At 73.0% G+C, this 22584-nt stretch carries 21 protein-coding genes; 1 reads left to right on the top strand and 20 read right to left on the bottom strand.

The genetic code is table 11. From position 1 onward, the window contains the following. Nucleotides 1–20: 20 nt before the first annotated feature. From ACZ7DE_RS11060 to ACZ7DE_RS11035, 6 genes are all read right to left on the bottom strand, one after another. Nucleotides 21–1190 (bottom strand): carboxylate-amine ligase, encoded by a 1170-nt coding sequence (locus ACZ7DE_RS11060; RefSeq protein ID WP_470760096.1) that lies wholly within the window; start codon nt 1188–1190, stop codon nt 21–23. 252 nt (nt 1191–1442) lie between these two features. Next, the gene (locus ACZ7DE_RS11055; protein WP_470759639.1) at nt 1443–3650 is read right to left on the bottom strand and encodes a SpoIIE family protein phosphatase; all 2208 of its coding nucleotides are present in this window, start codon (nt 3648–3650) and stop codon (nt 1443–1445) included. Nucleotides 3651–3864: 214 nt separating this feature from the next. Then, nucleotides 3865–4737, bottom strand: a complete 873-nt coding sequence (locus tag ACZ7DE_RS11050; RefSeq protein ID WP_470759637.1) for an SDR family oxidoreductase — start codon at nt 4735–4737, stop codon at nt 3865–3867. Nucleotides 4738–4776: 39 nt separating this feature from the next. Next, on the bottom strand, nt 4777–5460 hold the full coding sequence (locus ACZ7DE_RS11045; RefSeq protein WP_470759635.1) for a HemK2/MTQ2 family protein methyltransferase: 684 nt from the start codon (nt 5458–5460) through the stop codon (nt 4777–4779). Nucleotides 5461–5690: 230 nt separating this feature from the next. Further along, on the bottom strand, nt 5691–6182 hold the full coding sequence (locus ACZ7DE_RS11040) for a hypothetical protein (RefSeq protein ID WP_470759633.1): 492 nt from the start codon (nt 6180–6182) through the stop codon (nt 5691–5693). Next, nucleotides 6179–8668, bottom strand: coding sequence for a molybdopterin oxidoreductase family protein (locus ACZ7DE_RS11035; protein WP_470759631.1), 2490 nt, complete (start codon nt 8666–8668; stop codon nt 6179–6181). Before ACZ7DE_RS11035 ends, ACZ7DE_RS11040 begins: the two co-directional genes overlap by 4 nt. A 321-nt stretch (nt 8669–8989) precedes the next feature. Between ACZ7DE_RS11035 and ACZ7DE_RS11030 the strand changes: the two genes are divergently transcribed. Then, nucleotides 8990–9376, top strand: a complete 387-nt coding sequence (locus ACZ7DE_RS11030) for a hypothetical protein (RefSeq protein WP_470759629.1) — start codon at nt 8990–8992, stop codon at nt 9374–9376. A 60-nt stretch (nt 9377–9436) separates the two neighbouring features. On the opposite strand, the gene hypE is transcribed toward ACZ7DE_RS11030, so the two are convergent. The 14 genes from hypE to ACZ7DE_RS10960 all read right to left on the bottom strand — a co-directional run bounded on the left by hypE (nt 9437) and on the right by ACZ7DE_RS10960 (nt 22562). Further along, nucleotides 9437–10510: a hydrogenase expression/formation protein HypE gene (gene hypE / locus ACZ7DE_RS11025; RefSeq protein WP_470759627.1), complete on the bottom strand. Its 1074-nt coding sequence runs from the start codon at nt 10508–10510 to the stop codon at nt 9437–9439. Then, nucleotides 10503–11630, bottom strand: a complete 1128-nt coding sequence (gene hypD, locus ACZ7DE_RS11020; RefSeq protein ID WP_470759625.1) for a hydrogenase formation protein HypD — start codon at nt 11628–11630, stop codon at nt 10503–10505. Before hypD ends, hypE begins: the two co-directional genes overlap by 8 nt. Continuing rightward, nucleotides 11627–11932 (bottom strand): HypC/HybG/HupF family hydrogenase formation chaperone, encoded by a 306-nt coding sequence (locus ACZ7DE_RS11015; RefSeq protein WP_470759623.1) that lies wholly within the window; start codon nt 11930–11932, stop codon nt 11627–11629. Before ACZ7DE_RS11015 ends, hypD begins: the two co-directional genes overlap by 4 nt. A gap of 31 nt (nt 11933–11963) precedes the next feature. After that, on the bottom strand, nt 11964–14351 hold the full coding sequence (gene hypF, locus ACZ7DE_RS11010) for a carbamoyltransferase HypF (RefSeq protein WP_470759621.1): 2388 nt from the start codon (nt 14349–14351) through the stop codon (nt 11964–11966). After that, nucleotides 14348–15097: a hydrogenase nickel incorporation protein HypB gene (gene hypB / locus ACZ7DE_RS11005; protein ID WP_470759619.1), complete on the bottom strand. Its 750-nt coding sequence runs from the start codon at nt 15095–15097 to the stop codon at nt 14348–14350. The genes hypF and hypB overlap by 4 nt, the downstream gene beginning before the upstream one ends. A 3-nt stretch (nt 15098–15100) precedes the next feature. Continuing rightward, on the bottom strand, nt 15101–15499 hold the full coding sequence (locus tag ACZ7DE_RS11000; protein ID WP_470759617.1) for a hydrogenase maturation nickel metallochaperone HypA/HybF: 399 nt from the start codon (nt 15497–15499) through the stop codon (nt 15101–15103). Between the two features lie 142 nt (nt 15500–15641). Beyond that, complete coding sequence (locus tag ACZ7DE_RS10995) at nt 15642–15746, bottom strand: DUF6893 family small protein (protein ID WP_373430421.1); 105 nt, start codon at nt 15744–15746, stop codon at nt 15642–15644. 10 nt (nt 15747–15756) lie between these two features. After that, nucleotides 15757–16302 (bottom strand): hydrogenase maturation protease, encoded by a 546-nt coding sequence (locus tag ACZ7DE_RS10990; RefSeq protein ID WP_470759614.1) that lies wholly within the window; start codon nt 16300–16302, stop codon nt 15757–15759. Further along, on the bottom strand, nt 16299–17729 hold the full coding sequence (locus ACZ7DE_RS10985; protein WP_470759611.1) for a hypothetical protein: 1431 nt from the start codon (nt 17727–17729) through the stop codon (nt 16299–16301). Before ACZ7DE_RS10985 ends, ACZ7DE_RS10990 begins: the two co-directional genes overlap by 4 nt. Continuing rightward, complete coding sequence (locus tag ACZ7DE_RS10980; protein WP_470759609.1) at nt 17726–18418, bottom strand: DUF6084 family protein; 693 nt, start codon at nt 18416–18418, stop codon at nt 17726–17728. The genes ACZ7DE_RS10985 and ACZ7DE_RS10980 overlap by 4 nt, the downstream gene beginning before the upstream one ends. Beyond that, nucleotides 18415–19077, bottom strand: a complete 663-nt coding sequence (locus tag ACZ7DE_RS10975) for a DUF5947 family protein (protein ID WP_470759607.1) — start codon at nt 19075–19077, stop codon at nt 18415–18417. Before ACZ7DE_RS10975 ends, ACZ7DE_RS10980 begins: the two co-directional genes overlap by 4 nt. Continuing rightward, nucleotides 19074–19607 (bottom strand): hypothetical protein, encoded by a 534-nt coding sequence (locus ACZ7DE_RS10970; protein ID WP_470759605.1) that lies wholly within the window; start codon nt 19605–19607, stop codon nt 19074–19076. Before ACZ7DE_RS10970 ends, ACZ7DE_RS10975 begins: the two co-directional genes overlap by 4 nt. Continuing rightward, complete coding sequence (locus ACZ7DE_RS10965) at nt 19604–21388, bottom strand: nickel-dependent hydrogenase large subunit (RefSeq protein ID WP_470759603.1); 1785 nt, start codon at nt 21386–21388, stop codon at nt 19604–19606. Before ACZ7DE_RS10965 ends, ACZ7DE_RS10970 begins: the two co-directional genes overlap by 4 nt. An 85-nt stretch (nt 21389–21473) precedes the next feature. Then, nucleotides 21474–22562, bottom strand: coding sequence for an NADH-quinone oxidoreductase subunit B family protein (locus ACZ7DE_RS10960; protein ID WP_470759601.1), 1089 nt, complete (start codon nt 22560–22562; stop codon nt 21474–21476). Nucleotides 22563–22584: the final 22 nt, after the last annotated feature.

Here is a 22584-nt window from a genome sequence, read left to right as displayed (position 1 = left end):
TGCGCCGGTGGAGGCGGCCGTCAGCGGATGACGGCCTCCGGCAGCGCCCGGCGGCCGGCGCCGGAGCGCGGTCCGCCCGCGGTGACGGACCGGGGTGCCGTGCGCTGTCCGCGTTCGCCGCGCGTCTCGGCGACGAGCATGTCGACGCAGGCCAGCAGATCCTCGTCGCGCGCCGTGCGGCGGATGCGGTGCGCGGCGCTTCCGTCGGCGAGCGCCTGCCGCGCCAGCGTCCGGACGGTCTGCCAGTCCCCGTGGGCCTCCAGTGCGGGACGCAGCCGGACGAGCAGCTTGCGCAGGACCTGCGGGGCGGGCGCCTCACGGTGGGTCTCGGGGTCCACGAGCGCGCCTTCGAGACCGGACCGGGCGGCGCGCCAGGAGGCGCCGCGCAGCCATTCGTGGCGGCCCGGGCAGACCGGTCCGCCCCGGGCGCGCAGCCGCTCGCGGGCCTCGGTCACCAGGGCGCGGAACAGGGCGGCGATCAGCACGACGGTCTCCGCGCGCGGGCAGGCGTCGCAGATGCGCAGTTCGAGTGTGCGCAGGTGGGCGGAGGGACGGACGTCGTAGTAGATCATTCCCGGGTCGCTGATCACTCCGGTCTGCACGAAGTCCTGCACGGCGGCGTCGTACTCGGCCGCGCTGGGGAAGCAGCCGGGCGGGCCCGCGGTGGGCCAGCGCTGCCAGACCATGGTGCGCCAGCTCGCGTACCCGGTGTCGGCCCCCTGCCAGAAGGGGGAACTGGCGGAGAGCGCCAGCAGCACGGGCAGCCAGGGCGCCACCGTGCACATCGCGCGGACGGCCGTGTCGCGGTCGGGCACGTCCACGTGCACCTGGGCGCCGCAGATGAGCTGCTCGTCGGCGACCTTGCGGTATTCCTCGCTCATGTGGAGGTAGCGCGCGTCGGCGGTGGGTTGCGCCGAGGCGGCCGGCGCCAGCGGGGCGGTGCCCGCGGCCATCACGGCCAGCCCCGACGAGGCGGCCTCCTTGTCGAGCCGGCGTCTCGTCTCGGTGAGGTCGGCGTGGAGGTCGTCCAGTGACGTGTGCACGCCGCTGTTCGACTCCACGATCGACTGGTGCAGTTCGGTGGTGAAGGTCCGTTTGGGAAGCCGTCGCAGTACATCGTCGGCGCGAGGCACCAGCAGCCCGCTCTCCACCTCCAGGACGTGGAACTCTTCCTCCACACCGATACGCATGCTCACGTTCGCTCCTCGGGATATGCCCGGACGCCCGTTCGGCGGTCGGACCCGTACTGGGCGGTCACCGGCTGATTGCGGGAGCCGAGTTCCCCACATACCGCCTCATAACCACAGCCTGCTCTTCTGGCGCGGACGCCTCTCAGACGAGCGCGGGAACGCTGAATACAGCACCCGCCGGTGCACGCGCGGGCCCTGCCCGTCGCCCGGGCCGCTCCGGGGCCGCTGCCCGACGCCGGGTCGACGCCGCCGTCAGCGGCCCGGCGCACCGGCACCGGGCCGATCCGTCAGGCCCGTCAGGTCCGTCAGGTCCGTCAGGCCCGGTCGGTCCTGCAGGTCCGGGCGGTCCGACACGTCGTGCAACAGCAGGAGCGCGATGTCGTCCGTGCGCTGTCCCATGGCGCGTCCCTTCGTCAGCAGGTCGTCGATCAGCAGCTCCAGATCCCGGTCGTCGGCCTCGGCGAGATGGTGTGCGAGGCCGGCGATGGAGTCGTCGAGGTCGATGCCCGGCGTCTCGACCAGACCGTCGGTGTAGAGGGCGAGCATCATGCCCGGGGTGAACGGGAGCTCGGTGAGGGGGAATTCGGCGTCGGGGTCGATGCCCAGCAGCGGTCCGGGCGAGAGGTCGACCGGCCGGGCGCCGCCGTCGGGGAGGCGGAGGAGGGGCGGCGGATGACCGGCGTCGGCCAGGGTCATCCGTCGCCGGGCGAGGTCGAGGTGGGCGTAGAGGCAGCTGGTGAACAGATCGGGCGCGAGGTCGGCGAGGAGCCGGTTCGTCCTGGCGAGCACCTGGTCGGGGGACGCGCCGAGGGTGGCGTGGGCGTAGACGCCGGTGCGGACCTGGCCCATCAGGGCGGCGGCGGCGACGTTGTGCCCCTGGACGTCGCCGATGACGGCGGCGACGTCCGAGTCGCCGAGCCGGATCAGGTCGTAGAAGTCTCCGCCGATGTCCATGCCCCGGGTCGCGGGCACATAGCGGGCGGCGACCCGCAGCCCGGTGATCCGGGGCAGGGTGCGCGGGAGCAGCGCCTGCTGGAGGCCGTGGGCCAGATCGTGCTTGGTGTCGTACAGGCTGGCGCGGTCCAGGGCCTGGGCGACGAGCCCGGCGAGCGAGGTCAGCACGGCGCGCTCCTCGGCCGGGAACGTGTGGGGCTCGTCGTAGGACAGGACGCAGCAGCCCACCGGCCGGCCGGAGATGATCAGCGGCAGGAAGGCCCACGCCTGCTTGCCGCTGACCAGCGACGCCTCCGGATAGGTGCGCCGCATTTCGCCCGGGTCGGCGAAGAACGCGGGGATGCCGCTGCTCAGGGCGCGCCCGGCCGGTGTGAAATCGGTGTCGAGCGGCAGCCCGTCGAGACGCTCGATGGTCTGGGAGGCGTAACCGCGGTGGCCGGTGATCCGCAGCCGGCCGGCGTCGGCGGTGGACAGCACCAGCCCCTGGGCGCCGAACGCGGGCATGATCTGGTCGGCGACCAGGTCGATGACGTCCTGGACGCCGACGACCTCGGTCAGCGCGGCGGCCAGGTGGGTGAGCTGGTAGAGCCGGCCGACGGGGGCCGGCGTCACCTCGCGCGTGGTGCGTGCGGCTTCCGCCGAGAGGGGGAGCGGCGCACCGCTGGGCACGATACGGACGCTGATGCCGCTGGCGTCGGGGTAGAGATGGAAGTCGAGCCAGTGGCCCGGCGGGCGGCACGCGGTGAACGTCACGGGCTCCCGGCTGAGCACCGCGGCCCGGTAGCGGTCCTCGTAGGTGGGGTCGTCGAGCCAGCGCAGGGACTGCCACGGCAGGGTGCCCAGCAGCAGCCCGGCCTCACAGCCCAGCAGTTCGCAGGCGCCGGAGCTGACGTAGGTGAAGTGACCTTCCAGGTCCAGGGCGCAGCTGCCGCCGGGCAGCCGCTCCACGAAGTCGGCGGCGGCCGTCTGCGGACTGCGGGACCGGCGGCCGGTGGCGGCGGGGACGACGCGGGGTCCGTCGCCGTGGGCCGGGGCCCGTCCGTGCTCGGCGGCGTCCTCCAGCACTCTCGCCAGCCGCCGGCAGCTGGACGCGATGTGTCCCCTCTCCCGTCCGGTCATGTACGGCGGCCGGGTGGCCGGCCATATCAGCAGCAGCGAACCCCACCGACGGGCGCCGGTGACGGGCGCGGCGACCAGCGCCAGCGGGAAGGGAAGCACCATCGCGGTGCGCGGGTAGGAGCGGGCCATCTGCTCCTGGCTGCCCACCCACACCATCCGGTCCTCGCGGACGGCCTCGGCCACCGGCGCCGGAGCGGCCATCGGGACGCGCGTCCAGGGTGCGGCGAACTCGGCGGGGGCTCCGCACAGCAGGTCCAGACGCAACAGTTGCTCGTCCGGTCCGAGGAGGTAGAGGGCGCCGATGGACGCGCCGGTGCGGCGCACGGTCTCCGCGAACTCGGCCTCCAGCTCGCCGTCGTCGACGGCCGGATCGCCCGCGCTGGTCACGAGGCACCTCCAGCATCGGGAGGGGAGGGTCTCCGGACGGCCCGGATCCGCTCTCCGCTCCCTTGGGGGCGCGGCGGACGCAGGCCGGACGCGCCCGGATGCGCCCCTACGAGGACGCTACGCCCGTCCGAGGCGCTCGGCACACCGTCCGGTGCGGGCGTCCGGCCCGGGCGGGCCCCCCGGACGGCGAAGGCGGCGCCGGTGTCGTGCCGCGTCACGGCAACGGGGTGCCGCCGGTGGCGTTGAGGATCTCCGCCGTGATGAAACTCGCCCCGGGTGAGGCGAGGAAGACATAGGCGGGCGCCATCTCGGCCGGCTGGGCGGGACGCCCCAGAGGGGCCTGCTTGCCGAACTCGGCGGTGTCCGGCATGGTCGCCGGGATCAGCGGCGTCCAGACCGGGCCGGGGGCCACGGCGTTGACGCGGATGCCCTGCTCGGCGACCATCTGCGCGAGTCCCTGGGTGAACGTCACGATGGCCCCCTTGGTCATCGCGTAGTCCAGCAGGTGGGGACTGGGCTTGTACGCCTGCACCGACGTGGTGTTGATGATCGAACCGCCGGCCGGGATGTGCGGCAGCGCCATCTTGCAGAGCCAGAACATGCCGTACAGGTTGGTCCGCACGACACGGTCGAACTGCTCCGTGGAGATGGCCTGGATGCCCTCCGGCTGCGACATCTGGTAGGCGGCGTTGTTGACGAGGACGTCGATGCGGCCGAACTCCTCCACGGCCCTGTCCACCAGTCGCCCGCACTGGTCCTCCGCCCGGATGTCGCACGGCACGGCGACGGACGTGCGGCCCGCGTCCTCGATCAGGGCGGCGGTGTCGCGCGCGTCCTTCTCCTCCTCGGGCAGATGCGTGAACAGCACGTCCGCGCCCTCGCGGGCGAACGCGAGCGCCACGGCCCGGCCGATGCCGGAGTCGCCGCCGGTCACGACCGTCTTGCGGTCGCGCAGGAGCCCGCTGCCTTGGTAGGAGTCCTCACCGTGGTCGGGCGGCGGGTCCATGGGGCCGGTCCAGCCGGGATGTTCCTGGCCCTGGTCCGGGAAGTCGGGGCGGGGGTGCTTGCGGGTGGGGTCGTCGGTCACGGGTGATTCCTCCTTGCTCCTGTGTCGTCGCGCAGCGGGTCAGGCGCGTTCGGCGCGGACGACCACCAGCTCCTCACGGCTCCCGCCGCCGTCCAGCAGGCCCTGCTGGACGAGCCAGCGCTCCCGGGCACGCAGCACCGGGCCGTAGGGCACGGTGGCCCGGTCGGTGACCGAAGCGCGCAGTCCGACGTCCGCCAGGCGCTGCAGGGTGGCCCGGGGGTCGCACAGACTCGAGTGCACGAGCAGCAGAACACCCCCGGGGTTGAGGACCGAGGGCGCCTCCGCGCAGATCCGGTCGATGAAGGCGCGGCCGTCGCGGCCCGCGTCCCAGGCCCGGGCGATACCGCGGCGCGGCAGCGCCGCGGCGGGCGACGGCACATAGGGCGGGTTGCTCATGACCAGGTCGTACGACCGGCCGGGCACGGCGGCGGTGAGGTCGCCGCGGCGGAAGCGGACCCGCTGGCCGGCCAGCAGCGCGTTGAACCGTGCGGTCAGCACGGCGAGCCGGGAGATGTCGACCGCCGTCACCCGGGCGCCCAGCCGTGCGGCGTGCACGGCGAGCGCACCGGAGCCCGTTCCCAGGTCCAGCACCTCCGTGGCCGCGCCGATGTCCTCACGGACCAGGGCGCGCGTCAGCAGCCTGGTGTCCCACTGAGGGGCGTACACGCCCGGTGGGGTGAGGGCCGGAGCCCCTGATTCGAGCGCCCATGCATCCGCCGTCATCGCATTCTCCGTTCCGCAAGGCGCTCCACGACGGGGGCGCGGCGTTCCGCCCCCTGGGTGCCCAGCCACCGGTGATCCACACACGTCCCCCACATGCCCTCACGTCCCGCCCGGGACAGGATCACCACCGGCGCGCGGTGTGGCGGCCTCCTCGCCGCAGGGGTCCGGCACGGATGGGCTCACCGGCGCGGCGACGCCTCCGGGGGCATCGGGGCGCGGCACGGCTGCCCTCACGAACTCGTCAGGATCTGGGGGGCGAGGGTCTTGATCATGGCGTTGGTCCAGCGCATCTGCCGCAGCGTCTCGGGGTGGCATCGCGAGACCACGGCGAGCAGTTCCACGTCCCCGGCGGCCTGCGCGGCCTGCGCGAGCATCTCCCAGTGCAGGGAGTTCTCCGCCGCGCTCAGGTGCAGCTCCCGCAGGTCCCGCAGGAGGAGCAGCCCGGGTTCGGGGCGATGGGCCACCGCCTCGGCGGCTCTCTCCCGCAGGGCCGACAGGACGCCGGGCGCGGGGGCCCCGGCGGGGTCGCCGAGGCGGACGCCGCGGGCGCGGGCGGTCTCGGCGAGGCGGACGACGTGATCGCGCGACCATGCGGAGAGGTCGGTGGCGACGTGGTGGACCTCGTGCTCGCAGCGATGGCGTTCGGCCACCGCCGTGAGGTGCCTGGCGAGGTGCTTCTCGCCGTGGTGCAGGGCGCGCAGGGTGAGGTTGACGCCGTTCACCGTGGGTCCCTCCCCCGCGTGTCCCGGGGAGACCCGGCCGTCTCGGTGGCGAGGGCGTCCGGTCCGCCGGCGGTGGGCGGAGCGGCCTCGGCGCGGGAGGGGGCCGACGCCGCGGTGGTCGGCGCGGGCGAGACGCGCCCGGCCCCGCGTTCCACCAGGCGCAGCGAGGCCGCGGCCGTCTTGAACAGCGGCTGCTTGGAGACCGGATCCCAGTCGGTGACGGTCGTCTCGTTCGCGGCGCGTCCGGGGGTGTCGCCCTCCGGGCCGTACCCGGCCCCGGTGTCCCAGTAGCCGTAATGGAAGGGCACGAACAGCAGGCCCGGCCGGATGCCGGTGACCCGCAGCCGGCCGCGCAGGGCGCCGCGGCGCGTGCCGACCTCCACCAGGTCGCCCTCGCCGAGCCCGAGGGCCGCCGCGTCGGAGGCCGACGCCTCCACCCACACGTCGGGCGCGGCGGCGTTCAGCTGGGGCGCCCGCGCGGTCTTGGTGCGGGTGTGGAAGTGGTACAGGGTGCGGCCGGTGGTCAGCTGGAACGGGTGTTCCGCGTCGGGGGTCTCGTGCGGGGGCAGGTAGGCGGCCGCCCGGATCACCGCCTTGCCGTCCGGGTTGAGGGAGCGGTACTCGACGGCGTCGTCCGGCGCGCCCGTCACCAGGTCCTTGCCGTAGCTCTCGCAGACGTCGGGGTGGGCCCAGCCGATCCCGTCGGTGTGGAGACGTGGCGTGCCGTCCGGGGCCTGTTCGTGGCACGGCCACTGGACGCCGCTGCGCCCGCGCAGCTTGTCGTAGGTGATGCCGGTGTAGTCGCAGGGCCGGCCGGCGCTGCAGCGTTTCCACGCCTCGAAGGCGGACTCGGGGTCGTGCCAGGTGATCAGCGGGCCGCCGTCCTTGTCGCGGAAGTCCATGCGGGCCGCGTAGTCGAGGAAGACGTCGAGGTCGGCTCGCGCCTCGCCGGGCGGTTCGACCGCCCTCTCTGACAGGTGCACGGTGCGTTCGGCGTTGGTCGAGGTGCCCGTCTTCTCGCCCCATGTCGCGGCCGGCAGCACCACGTCGGCCAGTCGGGCGGTCTCGGTGAGGAACAGGTCCTGCACGACGACGAAGAGACGCTGCTGCCGCAGGATCGAGCGGACGCGGGACAGCTCGGGCAGCGACACCGCCGGGTTCGTGCCGCTGATCCACAGCATGCGGATCGAGCCCTGCTCTGCGTAGCGGAACATCTGCAGGGCGTGGGTCGGAGGGGCGTAGTGCGGGATGGTCTCCGGCTCGACGTTCCACACCCGGGCCAGGTCGGCGACATGGCGGTCGTTCTGCCAGTTGCGGAATCCGGGCAGGTCGCCGTCGGCGCCGCACTCGCGGGTGTTCTGGGCGGTGGGCTGCCCGTTCATCTGCAGCACGCCGGCGCCCGGCCGGCCCAGCATGCCGCGGATCAGGTGCAGGTTGTTGATCTGCACGGCCGCCGCGGTGGCCTGGTGGGACTGGTAGACGCCCTGCAGGACCGTGGACAGCAGCCGGTCGGCGGTGCCGAGCAGTTCCGCCGCCTCGCCGATCGACGCGGCCGGCACGTCGCAGATCCCGGCCGCCCACCGCGGAGTGCACTCCTTCACCCGGGCCGCCAGTTCCTCGAAGCCGACGGTGTGCCTGTCGACGTACTCGTGGTCGACGCGGTCGGTGCGGATGATCTCGTGCAGGAGCGCGTTCAGCAGGGCCACGTTGGTGCCGGCCCGCGGGGCGAGGTGCACGGCGGCTTCGCGGGCCACCGGGGTGGGGCGCGGGTCGACGCACACGATGCGCGGCGGGTCGCCGCCCTCGAGCCGGTCGAGCAGACGCATCCACTGCACGGGCTGTGTCTCGGCGATGTTGTGCCCGAACAGCGCGACCACGTCCGCGTGGTCGAAGTCGTCGAAGCAGCCCGGCTGCCCGTCGCAGCCGAAGGACTCCTTCAGCGCCTCGGCGGCGGTGGAGGTGCACAGGCGGGTGTTGCCGTCGAGGTGGTTGGTGCCGATGCCGGCCCGCGCCAGCACCGCGAGCGTGTAGTACTCCTCCAGGTAGAGCTGGCCGGAGGTGTAGAAGCCGATCGACCCCGGGCCGCGTTCGTCCAGCAGCTCCCGCGAACGGGCGACGATCCGCTCCATCGCGGTGGACCAGTCGCAGGCCACCAGGCGCCCGTTCTCGCGGACCAGCGGGTTCGTCAGGCGGTCCGCCGAGGCGTTGGCCTGCCAGCCGAAGAGGTCCTTGGGTCCCAGGCGGCCGCGGTTGACGCGGTCGTCCGCCCGGCCGCGCACGCCGACCATGCGCCCGTCCACGACGGCGATGTCCATGGCGTCCCCGTCGGAATGCAGGATCGACGCCGCCTGCACCCACCGCTGGACATGGCCCGGCTCGACGCCCGCCTCCAGGTGGACGTCCACCCGGGTGGGCCACGGCTGGTGGCAGCCGTACGGGGTACGGGTGCCCCAGGGCCGTGCGATCCGGTCGATCGAAGCACCCATGCCGGCCTCCCAGGGCCCGCCGGCGACACCCGGCGCGCCGTACGTCACCCGGTACCCCGCGGTCCGATCGCGTAACGGGCACGGCAGCGCGACGGGCTCAACGGCGGCGGCCCGGGCCGGGAAGGGGACCGGCCCGCCGCCTCGGAGACCCTGGACGAGGACCGTCGCCGCCGCCGGACCGCCGCCGCCCGACCGCCGGGCCCGGACCGTCGGACCCGGCGACCTCACCGCATGCCCGAATTGTTCTAAGACGGGATAATTTAGCCATCGCGGCGACGCACCACAGGCGTCCCCACCGACTACGAACTGGCAGGCCGGACCATGTCGAAGAAACCACGTTCGTCCGAACCCCCGCACGGAAAGGGCCCCAGCCGCCACGAGGGCACCGGGCAGCACGGCTGGTCGCCCGACGTGGACGAGACACGTCAGCAGGACAACCCGAGCGCCCACCGCTCCTTCCGGACGGCCGAGCAGGCCGGCGGACGCGGCCCGGGCCGGACGAAGTCCGCGAAGGAGACCAAGTCCGTGCCGGGAGACACGGTCGAGAGCCGCAGTGCACGGGGCGAGGAGTACGGCGACGCGGCCGAGAAGGGCCGGCGCGACACCGGGCCCCGCGGCCGCTCCCAGCGCCCCAGCGGCACCAAGGACGCCTCGGCGACGACCGGCGTGGACCCGCAGGACCCGCCGTCCGGACGCCGAAGCCACTAGCGTGCCGTGCGGCGCGGACGGCCGGCCTCCTGCGCGGGGCCCGCCGTCCGCGAGGGCCGCTCAGCAGATCCGTGGCAGTTGCTCCCCGATCGGCAGGTCGACCACCCGTGTCCCCCCTAGGCCGGTCCGGGCCACGACCATGCCGGGATGCGCCTCGACGGCCTCCCCGATGATCACGGAGCCCGTGCCCAGCGGATGGGCTCGCATGGCCTCGAGGACCGCGTCGGCGTGCTCGCGCGGGACGAAGGCCACCAGCTTGCCCTCGTTGGCGATGTACATGGGGTCCAGGCCGAGGATGGCGCAGGCGTTGGCCACGGCCGGGGGGACCGGCACGTCGCGCTCCCGGACGACCACCCCTGCGCCGGAGGCCAGGGCGATCTCGTTGAGCGCGGCGGCCAGGCCGCCCCGGGTGGGATCGCGCAGCACGTGCAGATCAGGGGTGACGGCGAGCATGGCGTCGACCAGACCGCCGAGCGCCGCGCAGTCGCTCTCGATCTCCACGCCGAACTCCAGGCCCTCCCGCACGCTCATGATCGCCACGCCGTGGACGCCGATGGCGCCGCTGACGATGACGACGTCGCCGGGAACGACCCGCTGGGGCCGCAGATCGACGCCCGCCGGGACCACACCGATGCCCGCCGTGTTGATGAAGATCCCGTCGCCGTGTCCGGCCTCCACCACCTTGGTGTCGCCGGTGGCCACCTCCACGCCGGCGGTGCGTGCGGCCGCGCCCAGCGCCTCGGACACCCGCGCGACCACGTCCAGCTCGACGCCCTCCTCCAGGATGAACCCGCAGGAGAGGTACGCGGCGCGGGCGCCGCTCATGGCGAGGTCGTTGACGGTGCCGTTGACAGCCAGGTCACCGATGCTGCCGCCGGGGAAGAACAGCGGCCGCACCACGTAGGAGTCCGTGGAGAACGCCAGCCTGGCACCGCCCAGGGACAGGACGGCTGCATCACCCATCTGGGCGAGCACCTCACCCCCGAAGGCGGGCGCGAAGATCTGCTGGACGAGTTCGGCGGAGAGGACTCCCCCGCCGCCGTGGCCCATGACGACGCGGGGCCGCTCGCGCAGCGGAGCCGGACAGGTCCATCCCTCGATGTCCAGGGCGGGCAGGTCAGTCGTGTCAGACAACGGGGGTCGCCTCCCGGGCCTTGGCGGCGGGCGTGTCCAGCCGCCGGTAGAGGTAGTACGCCGCGCAGGCGCCCTCGCTGGAGACCATGGTGGCCCCGAGCGGCGTACGGGGGGTGCACAGGGTGCCGAAGGCCTCGCACTCGTGCGGCTTGAGCAGTCCCTGCAGCACCTCTCCGCTGCGGCACTCGGCGGGCTCCTGCGTCCGGATGCCGTCGACGCGGAAGCGGTGCTCGGCGTCGTGGTCGCGGTACTTCGGCGACAGCCGCCAGCCGCTGTCGGGAATCACCCCGATGCCGCGCCAGGCCCGGTCGGTGACCTCGAAGACGTCCTCCAGCATGGCCCGGGCCGCCGGGTTGCCCTCCGGGCGGACGGCCCGGGCGTAGGCGTTGTCGACGGTGTGCTCGCCGCGCTCCAGCTGGCGGACCGCCCGGCGCACCCCTTCGAGGATGTCCAGTGGTTCAAAACCCGTCACGACGATCGGCACGCGGAAGCGCTCCGCCAGGTCCGGGTACTCCCCCACGCCCATCACACTGCACACGTGCCCGGCCGCGAGGAAGCCCTGCACACGGCAGCTCGGCGAGGACATGATCGCCTCGATGGCCGGCGGGACGCGGACGTGGGACACCAGCATGCTGAAGTTCGGGACGCCCAGTTTCCGTGCCTGATGGACCGTCATGGCGTTGGGCGGGGCCGTCGTCTCGAAGCCGATGCCGAAGAACACCACCTCGCGGTCCGGGTTCTGCTGCGCGATCCGCAGCGCGTCGAGCGGTGAGTAGACGACGCGCACGTCACCGCCTTCGCCGCGGACCTGGAACAGGTCCCGGCCCGTTCCCGGCACGCGCAGCATGTCGCCGAAGGAGCAGAAGATCACCTCGGGTCGGGAGGCGATCTCCAGCGCCTTGTCGATGACCTCCAACGGGGTCACACAGACGGGACAGCCGGGGCCGTGGATCAACTCGACCTTTTCGGGCAGGAGTTGGTCGATGCCGTGACGGATGATGCTGTGGGTCTGCCCTCCGCACACCTCCATCAGCGCCCACGGTCTGGTCACCGTGGCGTGGATGTCGTCGAGGAGCCTGCGTGCCAGCTCCGGGTCCTGGAACTCGTCGATGTACTTCACTGCTTGCGCACCTCTTCCAGCGGTTCGTCGCCCGCCTCCGCCGCGGCCATCTCCCAGGCGTCGCCGAACTCCTCCTGCAACATGCCGAGTTCGGCGAAGAGTTCGAGCGTCTGGCGCGCCGACTCCTCGTCCAGCCGTTGCAGGGCGAAGCCGACGTGGACGATGGCGTACTCGCCGACCTGGAGGTCGGGCAGATACTCCAGGCACACCTCCTTGACCACACCGCCGAAGTCGACGGTGGCCATCCGGGTGCCGTCACGTTCCTCGATGTCCAGCACTCTGCCGGGTACCGCCAGGCACATGAGCCTCTCCTCGCTGTCGGTCGCGCGTTGCTCAGTCGGTGGGAGCGGGGGTGGCACGGGCGGCCACCATCAGCTGGCCCAGCGCCAGACCACCGTCGTTGGGCGGCACCAGCCGGTGCCGAAGGACCGTGAAGCCGTCCTCGCGCAGGGCGGCCGCGCAGGCCGAGGACAGCAGCGTGTTGGCGAACACGCCGCCCGTCAGCGCGACCGTGTCGAGCCCGTGCCGCTTCCGCGCCCGCACGCACATCCGGTGCACGAGAGCGCTCACACCCCGGTGGAAGCGAGCCGCGATCAGGGCTGGATCGGCGCCCGCCCGCACGTCGTCCACGACCGCAGCGAGGACGGGCGCCGGATCCGCCCGGACCGCTCCGCCCCGGCTCTCCTCCGGCCCGTGCAGGGCGAAGGCGTAGGCGGTGGTGTCGTCGGCGGGTGCGCGCAGGGCCGCGCCCTCCAGCTCGACGGCGGCCTGCGCCTCGTATCCGGCCCGGTGGCACACACCGGCGAGCGAGGACACGGCGTCGAACAGGCGGCCCATGCTGGATGTGGGAACGCAGTTCAGTCCGCGCTCCAACTGTCTTGCCAGGAGGCGGAGTTCATCGGGTGGGCAGGCGGCCGTGCAGGCGAGGTCGTCGGACCAGCCGAGCCCGGCCGCCATCAGATGGGCCAGGGCCATGCGGTACGGCCTGCGCACCGCGGCGTCTCCACCGGGCAGCGGGACGTACGCGAGGTGCCCGAACCGGGTGAAGCGGTCGTAGTCCGCGATCAGGAACTCCCCGCCCCACACGGCGCCGTCGTCGCCGTGGCCGGTGCCGTCGAACGCGACGCCGATCACCGGCCGACCGCCGTCCAGCCCGTGCTCGGCCATCGCGGCGGCCACGTGCGCGTGATGGTGCTGGACCTGCGCGACGGACCGCCGCCCCGCGTTCCGCTCGGCCCACCGGGCGGAGCGGTAGCCGGGATGCCGGTCGCGGACCAGGGTCTCGGGCCGCACGCCCGTGATGGACTCCAGCTGTGCCGTCGCGTGCTCGAAGGCCCGCTGCGTGCCGACGTCGTCCATGTCGCCGATGTGCGCCGACAGCCAGGCGCGGCGGCCCTCGCCCAGACAGAAGGCGTTCTTCAGGTCTCCGCCGACGGCGAGAGCCGGCCGCACGGGCGCCGGGAGAGAGACCGGCAGCGGGGCGTAGCCACGGGAGCGGCGGATCACCAGCGGCTCCCCGTCGCAGACGCGGACCACGGAGTCGTCGCACGGCACGTGGATCGGCCGGTCGTGCGCGAGCCAGGCGTCGGCCAGGTGCGCGAGCCGCTCCAGCGCCTCGGCGTCGTCGGTGACGATCGGCTCACCGGACACGTTGCCGCTGGTCATGACGAGCAGCCGGGGGCCGTCGGGGTCGCCGGGCAGGCCGAGCAGCAGATGGTGCAGGGGCGTGTACGGCAGCATCACCCCGAGGTCGGGGCTGCCGGGCGCGACGGCCTCGGCGAGCCGCGCCTCCCCTGCGGCGTACGACGGCCGGGGCCGCCGTCTCATCAGGACGACCGGCCTGGCCCGGCCTTCGAGCAGGTTCCGCTCCTGCGGGCTCGGTCGCACGAGGTGACGGACGTCGTCCACGGTCCTGGCCATGAGGGCGAACGGCTTGTTCCCGCGCGCCTTGCGGCGTCGAAGGCGGGCGACCGCCGCCTGGTTCGTCGCGTCGCAGGCCAGGTGGTAGCCGCCCAGGCCCTTCACGGCGAGGATCGCGCCCCGCGCCAGCAGGGTGCGCGCCCCGGCGACCGGATCCGTCCCCTCGGCAGCCCCGGCCTGCCCCCGTCCGGCGATCAGCCGCAGACGCGGCCCGCAGGCCGGGCAGGCGACCGGCTGCGCGTGGAACCGGCGGTCGGCGGGGTCCGCGTACTCCCGGGCGCAGTCGGAACACATGGCGAAGCCGGCCATGGTGGTGCCGGCCCGGTCGTAGGGCACGCCGGTGACGATCGTGAAGCGGGGGCCGCAGTGGGTGCAGTTGACGAACGGATGGCGGTGGCGCCGGTCCGCCGGGTCGGCCAGCTCGGCGAGGCAGTCGGCGCAGGTGGCGACGTCCGGGGAGACCAGGGTGCGGGCCGGTCCGTCGGCGCACGAGGCGAGGATGGAGAACCCGGCGCCGCCGACGACGGGCACGTCCTGGTGGTGGACGGACTCCACGCGGGCCAGCGGGGGCGCCTGGGCGGCGATCCGGTCGCAGAACCGGGCCACGGCCGGGGCGGGGCCCTCGACCTCGACGACGACGCCCTGCGCGGTGTTGGCCACGTGCCCGGCGAGGGCGAGTTCGGTGGCGAGGCAGTACACGAAGGGCCGGAAGCCCACACCCTGCACCACGCCCCGGACCGTGACCCGGCGGCGCAGCGAGGTGTGCTCGGCGAGGGCGGCCCGGGCCTGCGGACCGCTCACGGGTGGGTGTGCGCCGTCGGGCCGACGGCGTCCGCACGGGTGTGTCCGTGGTGGTGGGCCGGCCGTGCCATGACGGGCGAGTGGACGGGGGCGCCGTCCGCGGCCGCCATGGCCCGGTCGAGCAGCGCGCCGACGCCCCGCCCGCGGCGGGCCGAGGTCAGGACCACCTCGACGCCGGGGTTGACCTGCTCCACGTTCGCGCGGAACGCGGCCTCGTCGAACTCGACGGCCTCGGCGATGTCGGTCTTGGTGACCACGACGAGGTGGGCGAGGCCGAAGGCGGTGGGGTACTTGAGCGGCTTGTCCTCGCCCTCGGTCACGGAGGCGAGGACGACCCTGAGCGTCTCCCCCAGGTCGTAGGAGGCCGGGCAGACCAGGTTGCCGACGTTCTCCACGAACAGCAGCCGGGCGTCGTCGGGCAGCCACCCGTCGAGATGTCCGGCCAGCATCCCCGCTTCCAGGTGGCACAGTCCGTCGGTGAGCACCTGTTTGACCGGGACGCCGGAACGCGCGAGGCGGACCGCGTCGTTCTCGGTGGCGAGGTCGGCGCTCAGCGCCGCGACGGGCACGGACCGTTCCCGTGCCCGCAGCAGTTCCTGCTCCAGCAGCGCGGTCTTGCCGCTGCCCGGACTGGACAGCAGGTTGACGACCGCGGTGCCCCGGGCCGCGAGGTGGGCGCGCAGTTCCTGCGCGCTCGAGTCGTTCTTCGCGAGTACGGCCTGCCGCAGGTCGACGACACGACACATGGTTCAGCGCTCCTCGGAGATCGGTTCACGGGTGGGCACGGGGGAAGGACCGCCGTCCTCCCAGTGCACGTCGAGGATCTGCAGTTCCCGGCCGGCGAGCAGGTCGGTACGCGTCCCGCCGCACCCGGGGCAGGTGAGCCGGGGCGGCATGCCGACGGCCCATTCGCGCGCGCAGGACGCGCAGCGGGCCCGCCCCGGAACCGCTTCGGTGACCAGTTCGGCACCTTCCAGCAGCGTTCCGGAGCAGGCCAGTTCGAACGAGAAGGCGAGCGCGTCGGGTACGACGCCGGCCAGTTCGCCCACCTGCAGCCGCACCGCTCGCACCGCCGTGACGTTCCCGGCCCTGGTGGCGGCCTCTGCCACCTGGTCGACCACGGCCAGCGCGACGGACATCTCGTGCACGGGTATCCGTCCCTCCGCAGCAGGCCTCCACTCGGCCTTCATTAGAGGCGCGCTCACTCGGCTCGCACGGCTCGGCACGCCGTCACCGGCCGGGAGGTACACCGTTCGACGCAACACACCCACACCGGCCGGCGGCCGTGGTTCACATCCGTCGGATCCGCAGGTAGCGCCTGATGTCGGGGAACACCTCGGCGAAGACGGCGACCACGGCGGCCAGGGCCGCTCCACCGATGACGATCTTCTTCATCCGTCTCTCCTCATGTCGAAGCCTCAGCGGTCGGGCTCTGCGCCACGGACGGCTCGCCGTCACGCAGCAGTTCTTCGATCAGCCGGACGGCCTCCGGCAGGGCGTCGGAGACCGGCGCGCTGAGACCGATGCCCTCCTCCACCGAGGCCGGTTCGCATCCGACGACCAGGACGCGCCGTGGTGGCTCTGCGCCGGTTCCGGCGCAGAGGGCGCCCAGCAGCGCCAGGACGGTGTCGGGGGTCATCCGGTGGCCGTCCAGCGGGGGAACGCCCGGCGCGGGGCTCCCGGCGCCGACGTCGTGTTCGATGACGTACAGGGTGCCGGGGGCTTCGCCGCGGGCGGTGGCGTCCACGAGGACGAGGGTGTCGTAGCCGTCCAGGAGCTGGTAGGCGAGGTGCACCCCCCGTACCCCGATGTCCACGACCTCGGTGCGGCCGGGCAGGTCGCGCCCGGCGAGCAGGCGGGCGGTCTCCACGCCGAAGCCGTCGTCGCCGAGGAAGACGTTGCCAATGCCCGCGACGAGGGTCCGCGGGCCCGCCGGTGGAGGAGGGCTCATGCGTCCTCCTCCAGGGGGGTGACCTCGTCGGGCTGGAAGTAGAGGAAGCGTCCCTGCTCGCGGCGGATGTCGGCGCCCGGGTCGCCCTCGACCGTGACCGCCAGGTGCACCCCGCCGTCGACGTCGTGCAGCACGGCCTCGACCCGCGCGGCGCGGCCCCGCAGGAAGACGTCCTGTGCGTCGGTGCGCCGCAGGCCCGGGTGCAGTTCGACGCGGCTGCCCTGGCCGACCGTCCGGCCGTCGACGACCACGCGGTCCCGGGCCGGGTCGAAACCCGCGTCGCTCGCGGGGTCCCACCAGGGGGTGTCCGGCCGCTGTACCCCGTGCTCGTCGGGGAAGCCGAGGTGCGCGGCGACGGGGGCGGGGCCGGTCACCTCGCGCAGACTGCGCACCGCCCCGTGCAGACGCTCCAGCACCTCGGGCGGCATGGAGTCCGCCAAGTCGATCACGGCGGCCGCCCGCTCGTCGGTGCCGCGGGCCTCGCGTTTCTCCTCGTCGGTGAGGGCCGCGGTGCGCAGGGCGAGGATCTCGTCGATCTCGGTGGCGTCGTAGAGCGCCCCTGGGCTCTCCGGCGCGATGGCCGGATGGTCCTCCAGGATGATCGGCGAGGACAGCACGAGGTCGGCGCGGCCGGGCTCGCCGGCGAGCACGGGCCAGGTGTGCAGGTTGCGGCAGGCGGCGACCGCGCCTTTGGCCCACTCGGGGGGATCGGTCATCGACAGGAACGATCCGGCGCTGAGGGCCATGAGGAGGTGCGAGGCGACCAGGGAGTGCGGCAGCGCCGCGTCCCGGTCGGCGCCGCGGCCGTCGGCGGGGGTCCAGTCGCTGGTGTTCTCGACGACGGCGGTCAGCCGCATGACCCGGTAGGGGCCGTCGAGTTCGCGGGCCGACAGCCGGATGGCGCCGTTGATCTCCTCGCATCGCCGGACCAGTCGGCCCACGGTGTGGCCGGCCGCGTCCAGCACCGGTTCGGTGTCCTCGCGGGCCGGGCGGTGGAAGGGGTGCGTGACGCCGTCGCCGAGGAGCTCGTCGACCGGCGCGACCACCTCGACCCGTTCCTCGCCGCCCTCGTCCCAGGGCACCAGCACCCGGTCGTCGAGCCGGAGTTCGGCGACGTCGTCGAAACCGCCGTCGGGCCGGATGCGTTGCACCGTGCGCCGTCGGGCGTGCAGGAACCGCATCTCGACCGAGAGGGTCGCGCCCGCCCTGGGCTCCATCAGGCATTCGGTGTGCTGGAAGTCGTGCTCCTCGCAGTCGGCGCCCCAGCCGGGCGGCACGAGCACGCCGAACTGCCAGCGCAGCCGGTTCTTCGCCGCCGAGGCGCGGTACGGGTAGAGCACATAGCCCTCGAAGAGGACGGCGTCGGCCACCTGCCGGGCGAGGGCGAACCGCTCCTCCGTCTCGGGGGCGAACCCGGTCACGGTCACGGTTCGGTCCTTCCGGTGGTGCCGGTGAGCGCGCGGAACGGGTCCCTCGCGGGCGGTTCGGCGGCGGCGCGGTCGTCGAGCAGAGCCCTCAGGGTCGCCTCCCAGGAGGGCAGGGCGTGCCGGGAGCGGTAGGCGAGGAGGGCGTCCATCGTGTCGCCGGGCAGCCGGATCCAGCCGCAGCCGGGGAAGTGCTGTTCGATCATCTCCCGCCAGGTGGCGACCGGCATCCGGAAGGCCGCCTCCCGGTCCCACGGGACCGGCTCGACCTGGAAACCGCCCTCTCCGGTGAACGCGGTGCCGGAGAACAGCATCAGCAGCGGAACCTCTCCGCCGTCGAGGGCCGCGAGGTAGCGGGTGGCGGCGATGTCCATGTCGTAGGTGCAGGGCACGACGAGGTCGGTCTCGGTCGCTCCGGTGAAGCCGGGGACCATCAGGGAGACGTGGGCGAACTGCACCGGCTGGAGCGTGCTGCCCCAGCGTGAGCGCTCGCCGAAGAGGTCCGCGAGGCCGTCGGCCTCGGCGGGCTCGTAGGTGCGGCGGGCGGGTTCGATGCGGATCTGGCAGCGCAGCGCGAGGGCGTGCACGCGTGCGTCGCCGGCCGCGGTGACGCGCAGCCGGAAGACCAGGGTCGGTCCGGCGGCGTACCGGTCGGCGCGCACGCCGGTGCAGGCGAAGGAGAACTCCGTCACGGACGCACCGCCTCATCCAGCGGGAGGCCCGCCTCGTCCAGGGTCCGGACGCGTCGCGTGACGTCCGTGAAGAACGCGTCCAGGGCGGCGCGGGCCTCGGCTCCGCCGTCGAAGCCCTGCCACAACAGGCGCATGCGGCCGACGAGTTCGTAGCAGACGTCGATCGGCACGAGGTGGCAGGTGAAGCGGCCGTCGGTGCGGCGCAGCAGCAGCGCCTCCACGTCGGGTTCGAGCACTTCGGCGAGGCGGCTGCCGCCGAGTACCGCCGCCCACGTGGCCGGGTCGAGTTCGCTCTCGGTGGCTCCGGCCGGGCTCGGGTAGAGGGCGACCAGCCGGTCGAGCGCGGCGTTGCGGAAGAGGAAGGCGACGCCGACCGGGATCTGCAGGGCTTCCCACGCGTGGTCGTCGAGGCGGTGCCCGGGGTCGGTGAGATAGCGGGCCGGGACCGTGCGGAAGCGGCCCGCGGCGGCGCCCGGCTGTTCCATCAGCAGCGCGCAGGGGGTGCAGGCGCAGACGAGGGCGCGCTTCTCGGTGTCGACGAGATGACGGTGGTCCGCCTCCACCGTCACGGCGCACAGCTCGCACCGTTCGGGCTGCGGAGGTCTCTCGGCGAGGAACCTCCGCAGTCCGGGCGTGCGCGCCGCCGGGGACGCCGTCATCGGGCCCCCGTCGGCGCCGTGCCGATCTGCAGGAGCGCGGGCTCCGCGGGCGCGGTTCGTACGTCGACGGCCCTGACCTCCGGTGCGAAGCAGGCGAGCGCCGCCTCCGCGGCCTGTCGGGCGTCCCCGCCGGAGCCGCACCCGCAGCCGCCGGCCGCCCGGGCCCGCAGCGTGAGGGCGCCGCTCTCCTCGTCGAAGCCCACGGCCTCCAGGGCGTGGTCCCGCAGGCTGTCGAGGGCCCGGGTGATGCGGGTGTCGCGGTCCTCGGGGTGCAGGTCGTGCAGGACGAGCAGGCTCGCGACGAGCTCGTCGCCCAGCAGTGCCGACGACGGGTCGCCGGGAGCGCCGGACAGCAGGTGGAGGATGCGGGCCAGGCCGGCGCCGTAGAAGTCCATGAGGGAGCGGACGAGTTCCTCGGCGGCCGCGGCGGCGGCCGGGTCGCCGCTCGCCGCCAGCCGGTCGAGCACCTCCTCGACACGGCGTCCGGTCTGCTCCGCGTTCGCCGGCGCCGCGGCGGTCCCCGCGCTCATCCGCCCAGTCCGCTCAGGCCGGTGGGCACGTGCATCGACTTCACCGTCTTGCCGCCCCCGACGTACATGTGGACGCCGCAGGGCAGACAGGGGTCGAAGCTGCGGACGGCGCGCATGATGTCGATGCCCTTGAAGTTGTCCGGGGTGTTCTCCTCGAAGATGGGGGTGTTCTGCACGGCGTCCTCGTACGGGCCCGGGGTTCCGAAGGTGTCCCTGGTGCTGGCGTTCCAGGGGGTGGGCGGGTACGGGTGGTAGTTGGCGATCTTGCCGTCGCGGATCACCATGTGGTGGGAGAGGACGCCGCGGACGGCCTCGGTGAAGCCGACGCCGATGCCCTCGTCCGGGACCTCGAACTTCTCCCAGGTCTGCGTGCGTCCGGCCCGGACCTCCTCCAGGCCCTTCTCCGCGCAGTGCAGGGCGACGGCGGCGGAGTACGCCTGGAAGTAGGTGCGGGCGCGGTTGCGCTCCAGCGCGTTGGACCACCTCGGGATCTTCCACTCGAAGGTGGTCTCCGGCTTGGTCATGGTGCGGGGCAGGTTGATGACCACGCTGTGGCCGGTGGCCTTGATGTACCCGATGTCGACCAGGCCGGACAGGGCCGTGGACCACAGACGGGCGATGGGGCCGCCGCCGGTGTCCAGGGCGAGGTGGTCCTTGCCGTCGAACCAGCGGGGCGACATGACCCAGCTGTACTTGTCGTCGAAGTCGCGCTTCTGCGGGGCCGGGATCGTGTGCTGGTTCCACGGGTGGCGCGGGTCCACCGGGTTGCCGAGCGGGTCGTGGGTGACGAACTGCTCCTGTCCCTGCCAGTCCTCGTAGTAGGAGCTGCCCAGCAGGATGCGGATGCCGAGGTTGATCTCGGTGAGGTCGTTGGTCACGAGCTTGCCGTCGACGACGATGCCGGGCGTGACGAACATCCGCCGGCCCCAGTCCGTCATGTTGGCGTACGTGAAGTCGCAGTACTCGGGGTCGTTGAGCGCGCCCCAGCAGCCGAGCAGGACCCGGCGGCGGCCCACTTCCTCGTACCCGGGCAGCGCCTCGTAGAAGAAGTCGAACAGGTCGTCGTGCAGGGGCACGACGCGCTTCATGAACTCCACGTAGCGCATCAGGCGGCTGAGGTAGTCCGTGAAGAGCTGGACCGAGGCGATGGTGCCGACGCCGCCCGGGTAGAGCGTGGAGGGGTGCACATGGCGGCCCTCCATGAGGCAGAACATCTCGCGCGTGTAGCGGCTCACCTGGAGCGCCTCGCGGTAGAACTCCCCCTCCAGGGGGTTGAGCGAGCGCATGATGTCGGCGATCGTGCGGTAGCCGTGCTCGGCCGCGTGCGGGGCCTCGGTGCGCTCGGCGAGTTCCAGGACGCCGGGGTTGGTCTCCCTGACCATCTTCTCGCAGTAGTCGACCCCGACCAGGTTCTCCTGGAAGATGTTGTGGTCGAACATGTACTCCGCGGACTCGCCGAGGTTGATGATCCACTCACCGAGGTGCGGGGGCTTCACGCCGTACGCCATGTTCTGCGCGTACACCGAGCAGGTGGCGTGGTTGTCCCCGCAGATCCCGCAGATGCGGCTGGTGATGAAGTGGGCGTCGCGGGGGTCCTTGCCGCGCATGAAGACGCTGTAGCCGCGGAAGACCGACGACGTGCTGTAGCACTCCGCGACCCGCTTCTGCTTGAAGTCGATCTTGGTGTGGATCCCCAGGCTGCCCACGATCCGGGTGATCGGATCCCAGGCCATCTCCACCAGGCCGCTGCCGTCGCCGGCCGCCTTCGTCTTCGGTGCCATCTGTGTGCCGTGCCCTTCGTTGCGCGGGAGGTACATGGGTGTGGGGGTTGCACGAAGCTGGGAGCGGTCTACTCGCGGCGGACGCTCACCACGGGGGTCGGTAGCCGGTGGTGATCTTGTCGCCGGTGCGGCGCCACTTGGGCTCCTTGTCGACCGTCCTGGCCGTGATCGACCGCAGCTTGCGGACCACGGCGCCGTACGCGCCGCTGGCGCCGCTCGAGACCCTGGCCCCGGGGGGCTCGTCCATGAACGGCATGAACTTGTCGGGGAAGCCCGGCATGGTGCAGGCGATGCAGATGCCGCCGACGTTCGGGCAGCCGCCGATGCCGTTCATCCAGCCGCGCTTGGGCACGTTGCACTTGACGACGGGCCCCCAGCAGCCGAGCTTGACCAGGCAGGTCGGCGAGTCGTAGGACAGGGCGAACTGGCCCTGTTCGTAGTAGCCCGCGCGGTCGCAGCCCTCGTGCACGGTGGCGCCGAACAGCCAGGTGGGACGCAGCTTGTCGTCCAGCGGGATCATCGGGGCGGCGCCGGCCGCCTGGTAGAGCAGGTAGGTGAGCGTCTCGGAGAAGTTGTCGGGCTGGATCGGACAGCCGGGGACGCACACGATGGGGATGCCGGCGTGGGACTTCCAGTCCCAGCCGAGGTAGTCGGGCACGCCCATCGCACCGGTCGGGTTGCCCGCCATGGCGTGGATGCCGCCGTAGGTCGCGCAGGTGCCGATGGCGACCACCGCCAGGGCCTTCGGGGCGAGCCGGTCGATCCACTCGCTGGTGGTGATCGGCTGGCCGGTCTCCGGGTTGTCGCCGAAGCCGCACCAGTAGCCCTCGGGCTTGATCGCCTCGTTGGGGATGGAGCCCTCGACGACCAGCACGAACGGGTCGATCTCGCCTCGCTCCCCCTTGAAGAACCACTCGATGAACGTGTCCGAGCCGCCGACCGGACCGCACTCGAAGTCGATGAGCGGCCAGTGGACGGCAATCTTCGGAAGGCCCGGGAGCACACCGAGGACGATCTCCTCGATGCTGGGTTGCATGGCCGCTGTCAACGCGACCGAGTCGCCGTCGCAGCTCAGCCCCGCGTTGATCCAGAGAATGTGGATCGTGGGTGTCTCGTCGGTGGACGCGCCGTCTGCTTCCGCAGCGCCGACCGTGCCCGGCGTCGCCTCAGTCATGGGACCGCCTCCTGGGGAGGTA

The sequence above is a fragment of the Streptomyces sp. NPDC037083 genome (assembly GCF_055606485.1).
Note: the sequence above shows the minus strand (reverse complement) of the source record. Positions and strands in the feature narration are given on the sequence as shown.

What these genes read in the sequence shown, in the direction of transcription:
- ACZ7DE_RS11060 (WP_470760096.1), bottom strand. Translation starts at nt 1,190, where the DNA reads ATGCGTATCGGTGTGGAGGAAGAGTTCCACGTCCTGGAGGTGGAGAGC.
- ACZ7DE_RS10990 (WP_470759614.1), bottom strand. Translation starts at nt 16,302, where the DNA reads ATGAGCCCTCCTCCACCGGCGGGCCCGCGGACCCTCGTCGCGGGCATT.
- ACZ7DE_RS11035 (WP_470759631.1), bottom strand. Translation starts at nt 8,668, where the DNA reads ATGGGTGCTTCGATCGACCGGATCGCACGGCCCTGGGGCACCCGTACC.
- ACZ7DE_RS11015 (WP_470759623.1), bottom strand. Translation starts at nt 11,932, where the DNA reads ATGTGCCTGGCGGTACCCGGCAGAGTGCTGGACATCGAGGAACGTGAC.
- ACZ7DE_RS10995 (WP_373430421.1), bottom strand. Translation starts at nt 15,746, where the DNA reads ATGAAGAAGATCGTCATCGGTGGAGCGGCCCTGGCCGCCGTGGTCGCC.
- hypB (WP_470759619.1), bottom strand. Translation starts at nt 15,097, where the DNA reads ATGTGTCGTGTCGTCGACCTGCGGCAGGCCGTACTCGCGAAGAACGAC.
- ACZ7DE_RS10970 (WP_470759605.1), bottom strand. Translation starts at nt 19,607, where the DNA reads ATGAGCGCGGGGACCGCCGCGGCGCCGGCGAACGCGGAGCAGACCGGA.
- ACZ7DE_RS10960 (WP_470759601.1), bottom strand. Translation starts at nt 22,562, where the DNA reads ATGACTGAGGCGACGCCGGGCACGGTCGGCGCTGCGGAAGCAGACGGC.
- ACZ7DE_RS11045 (WP_470759635.1), bottom strand. Translation starts at nt 5,460, where the DNA reads ATGACGGCGGATGCATGGGCGCTCGAATCAGGGGCTCCGGCCCTCACC.
- ACZ7DE_RS10965 (WP_470759603.1), bottom strand. Translation starts at nt 21,388, where the DNA reads ATGGCACCGAAGACGAAGGCGGCCGGCGACGGCAGCGGCCTGGTGGAG.
- ACZ7DE_RS11030 (WP_470759629.1), top strand. Translation starts at nt 8,990, where the DNA reads ATGTCGAAGAAACCACGTTCGTCCGAACCCCCGCACGGAAAGGGCCCC.
- ACZ7DE_RS10975 (WP_470759607.1), bottom strand. Translation starts at nt 19,077, where the DNA reads ATGACGGCGTCCCCGGCGGCGCGCACGCCCGGACTGCGGAGGTTCCTC.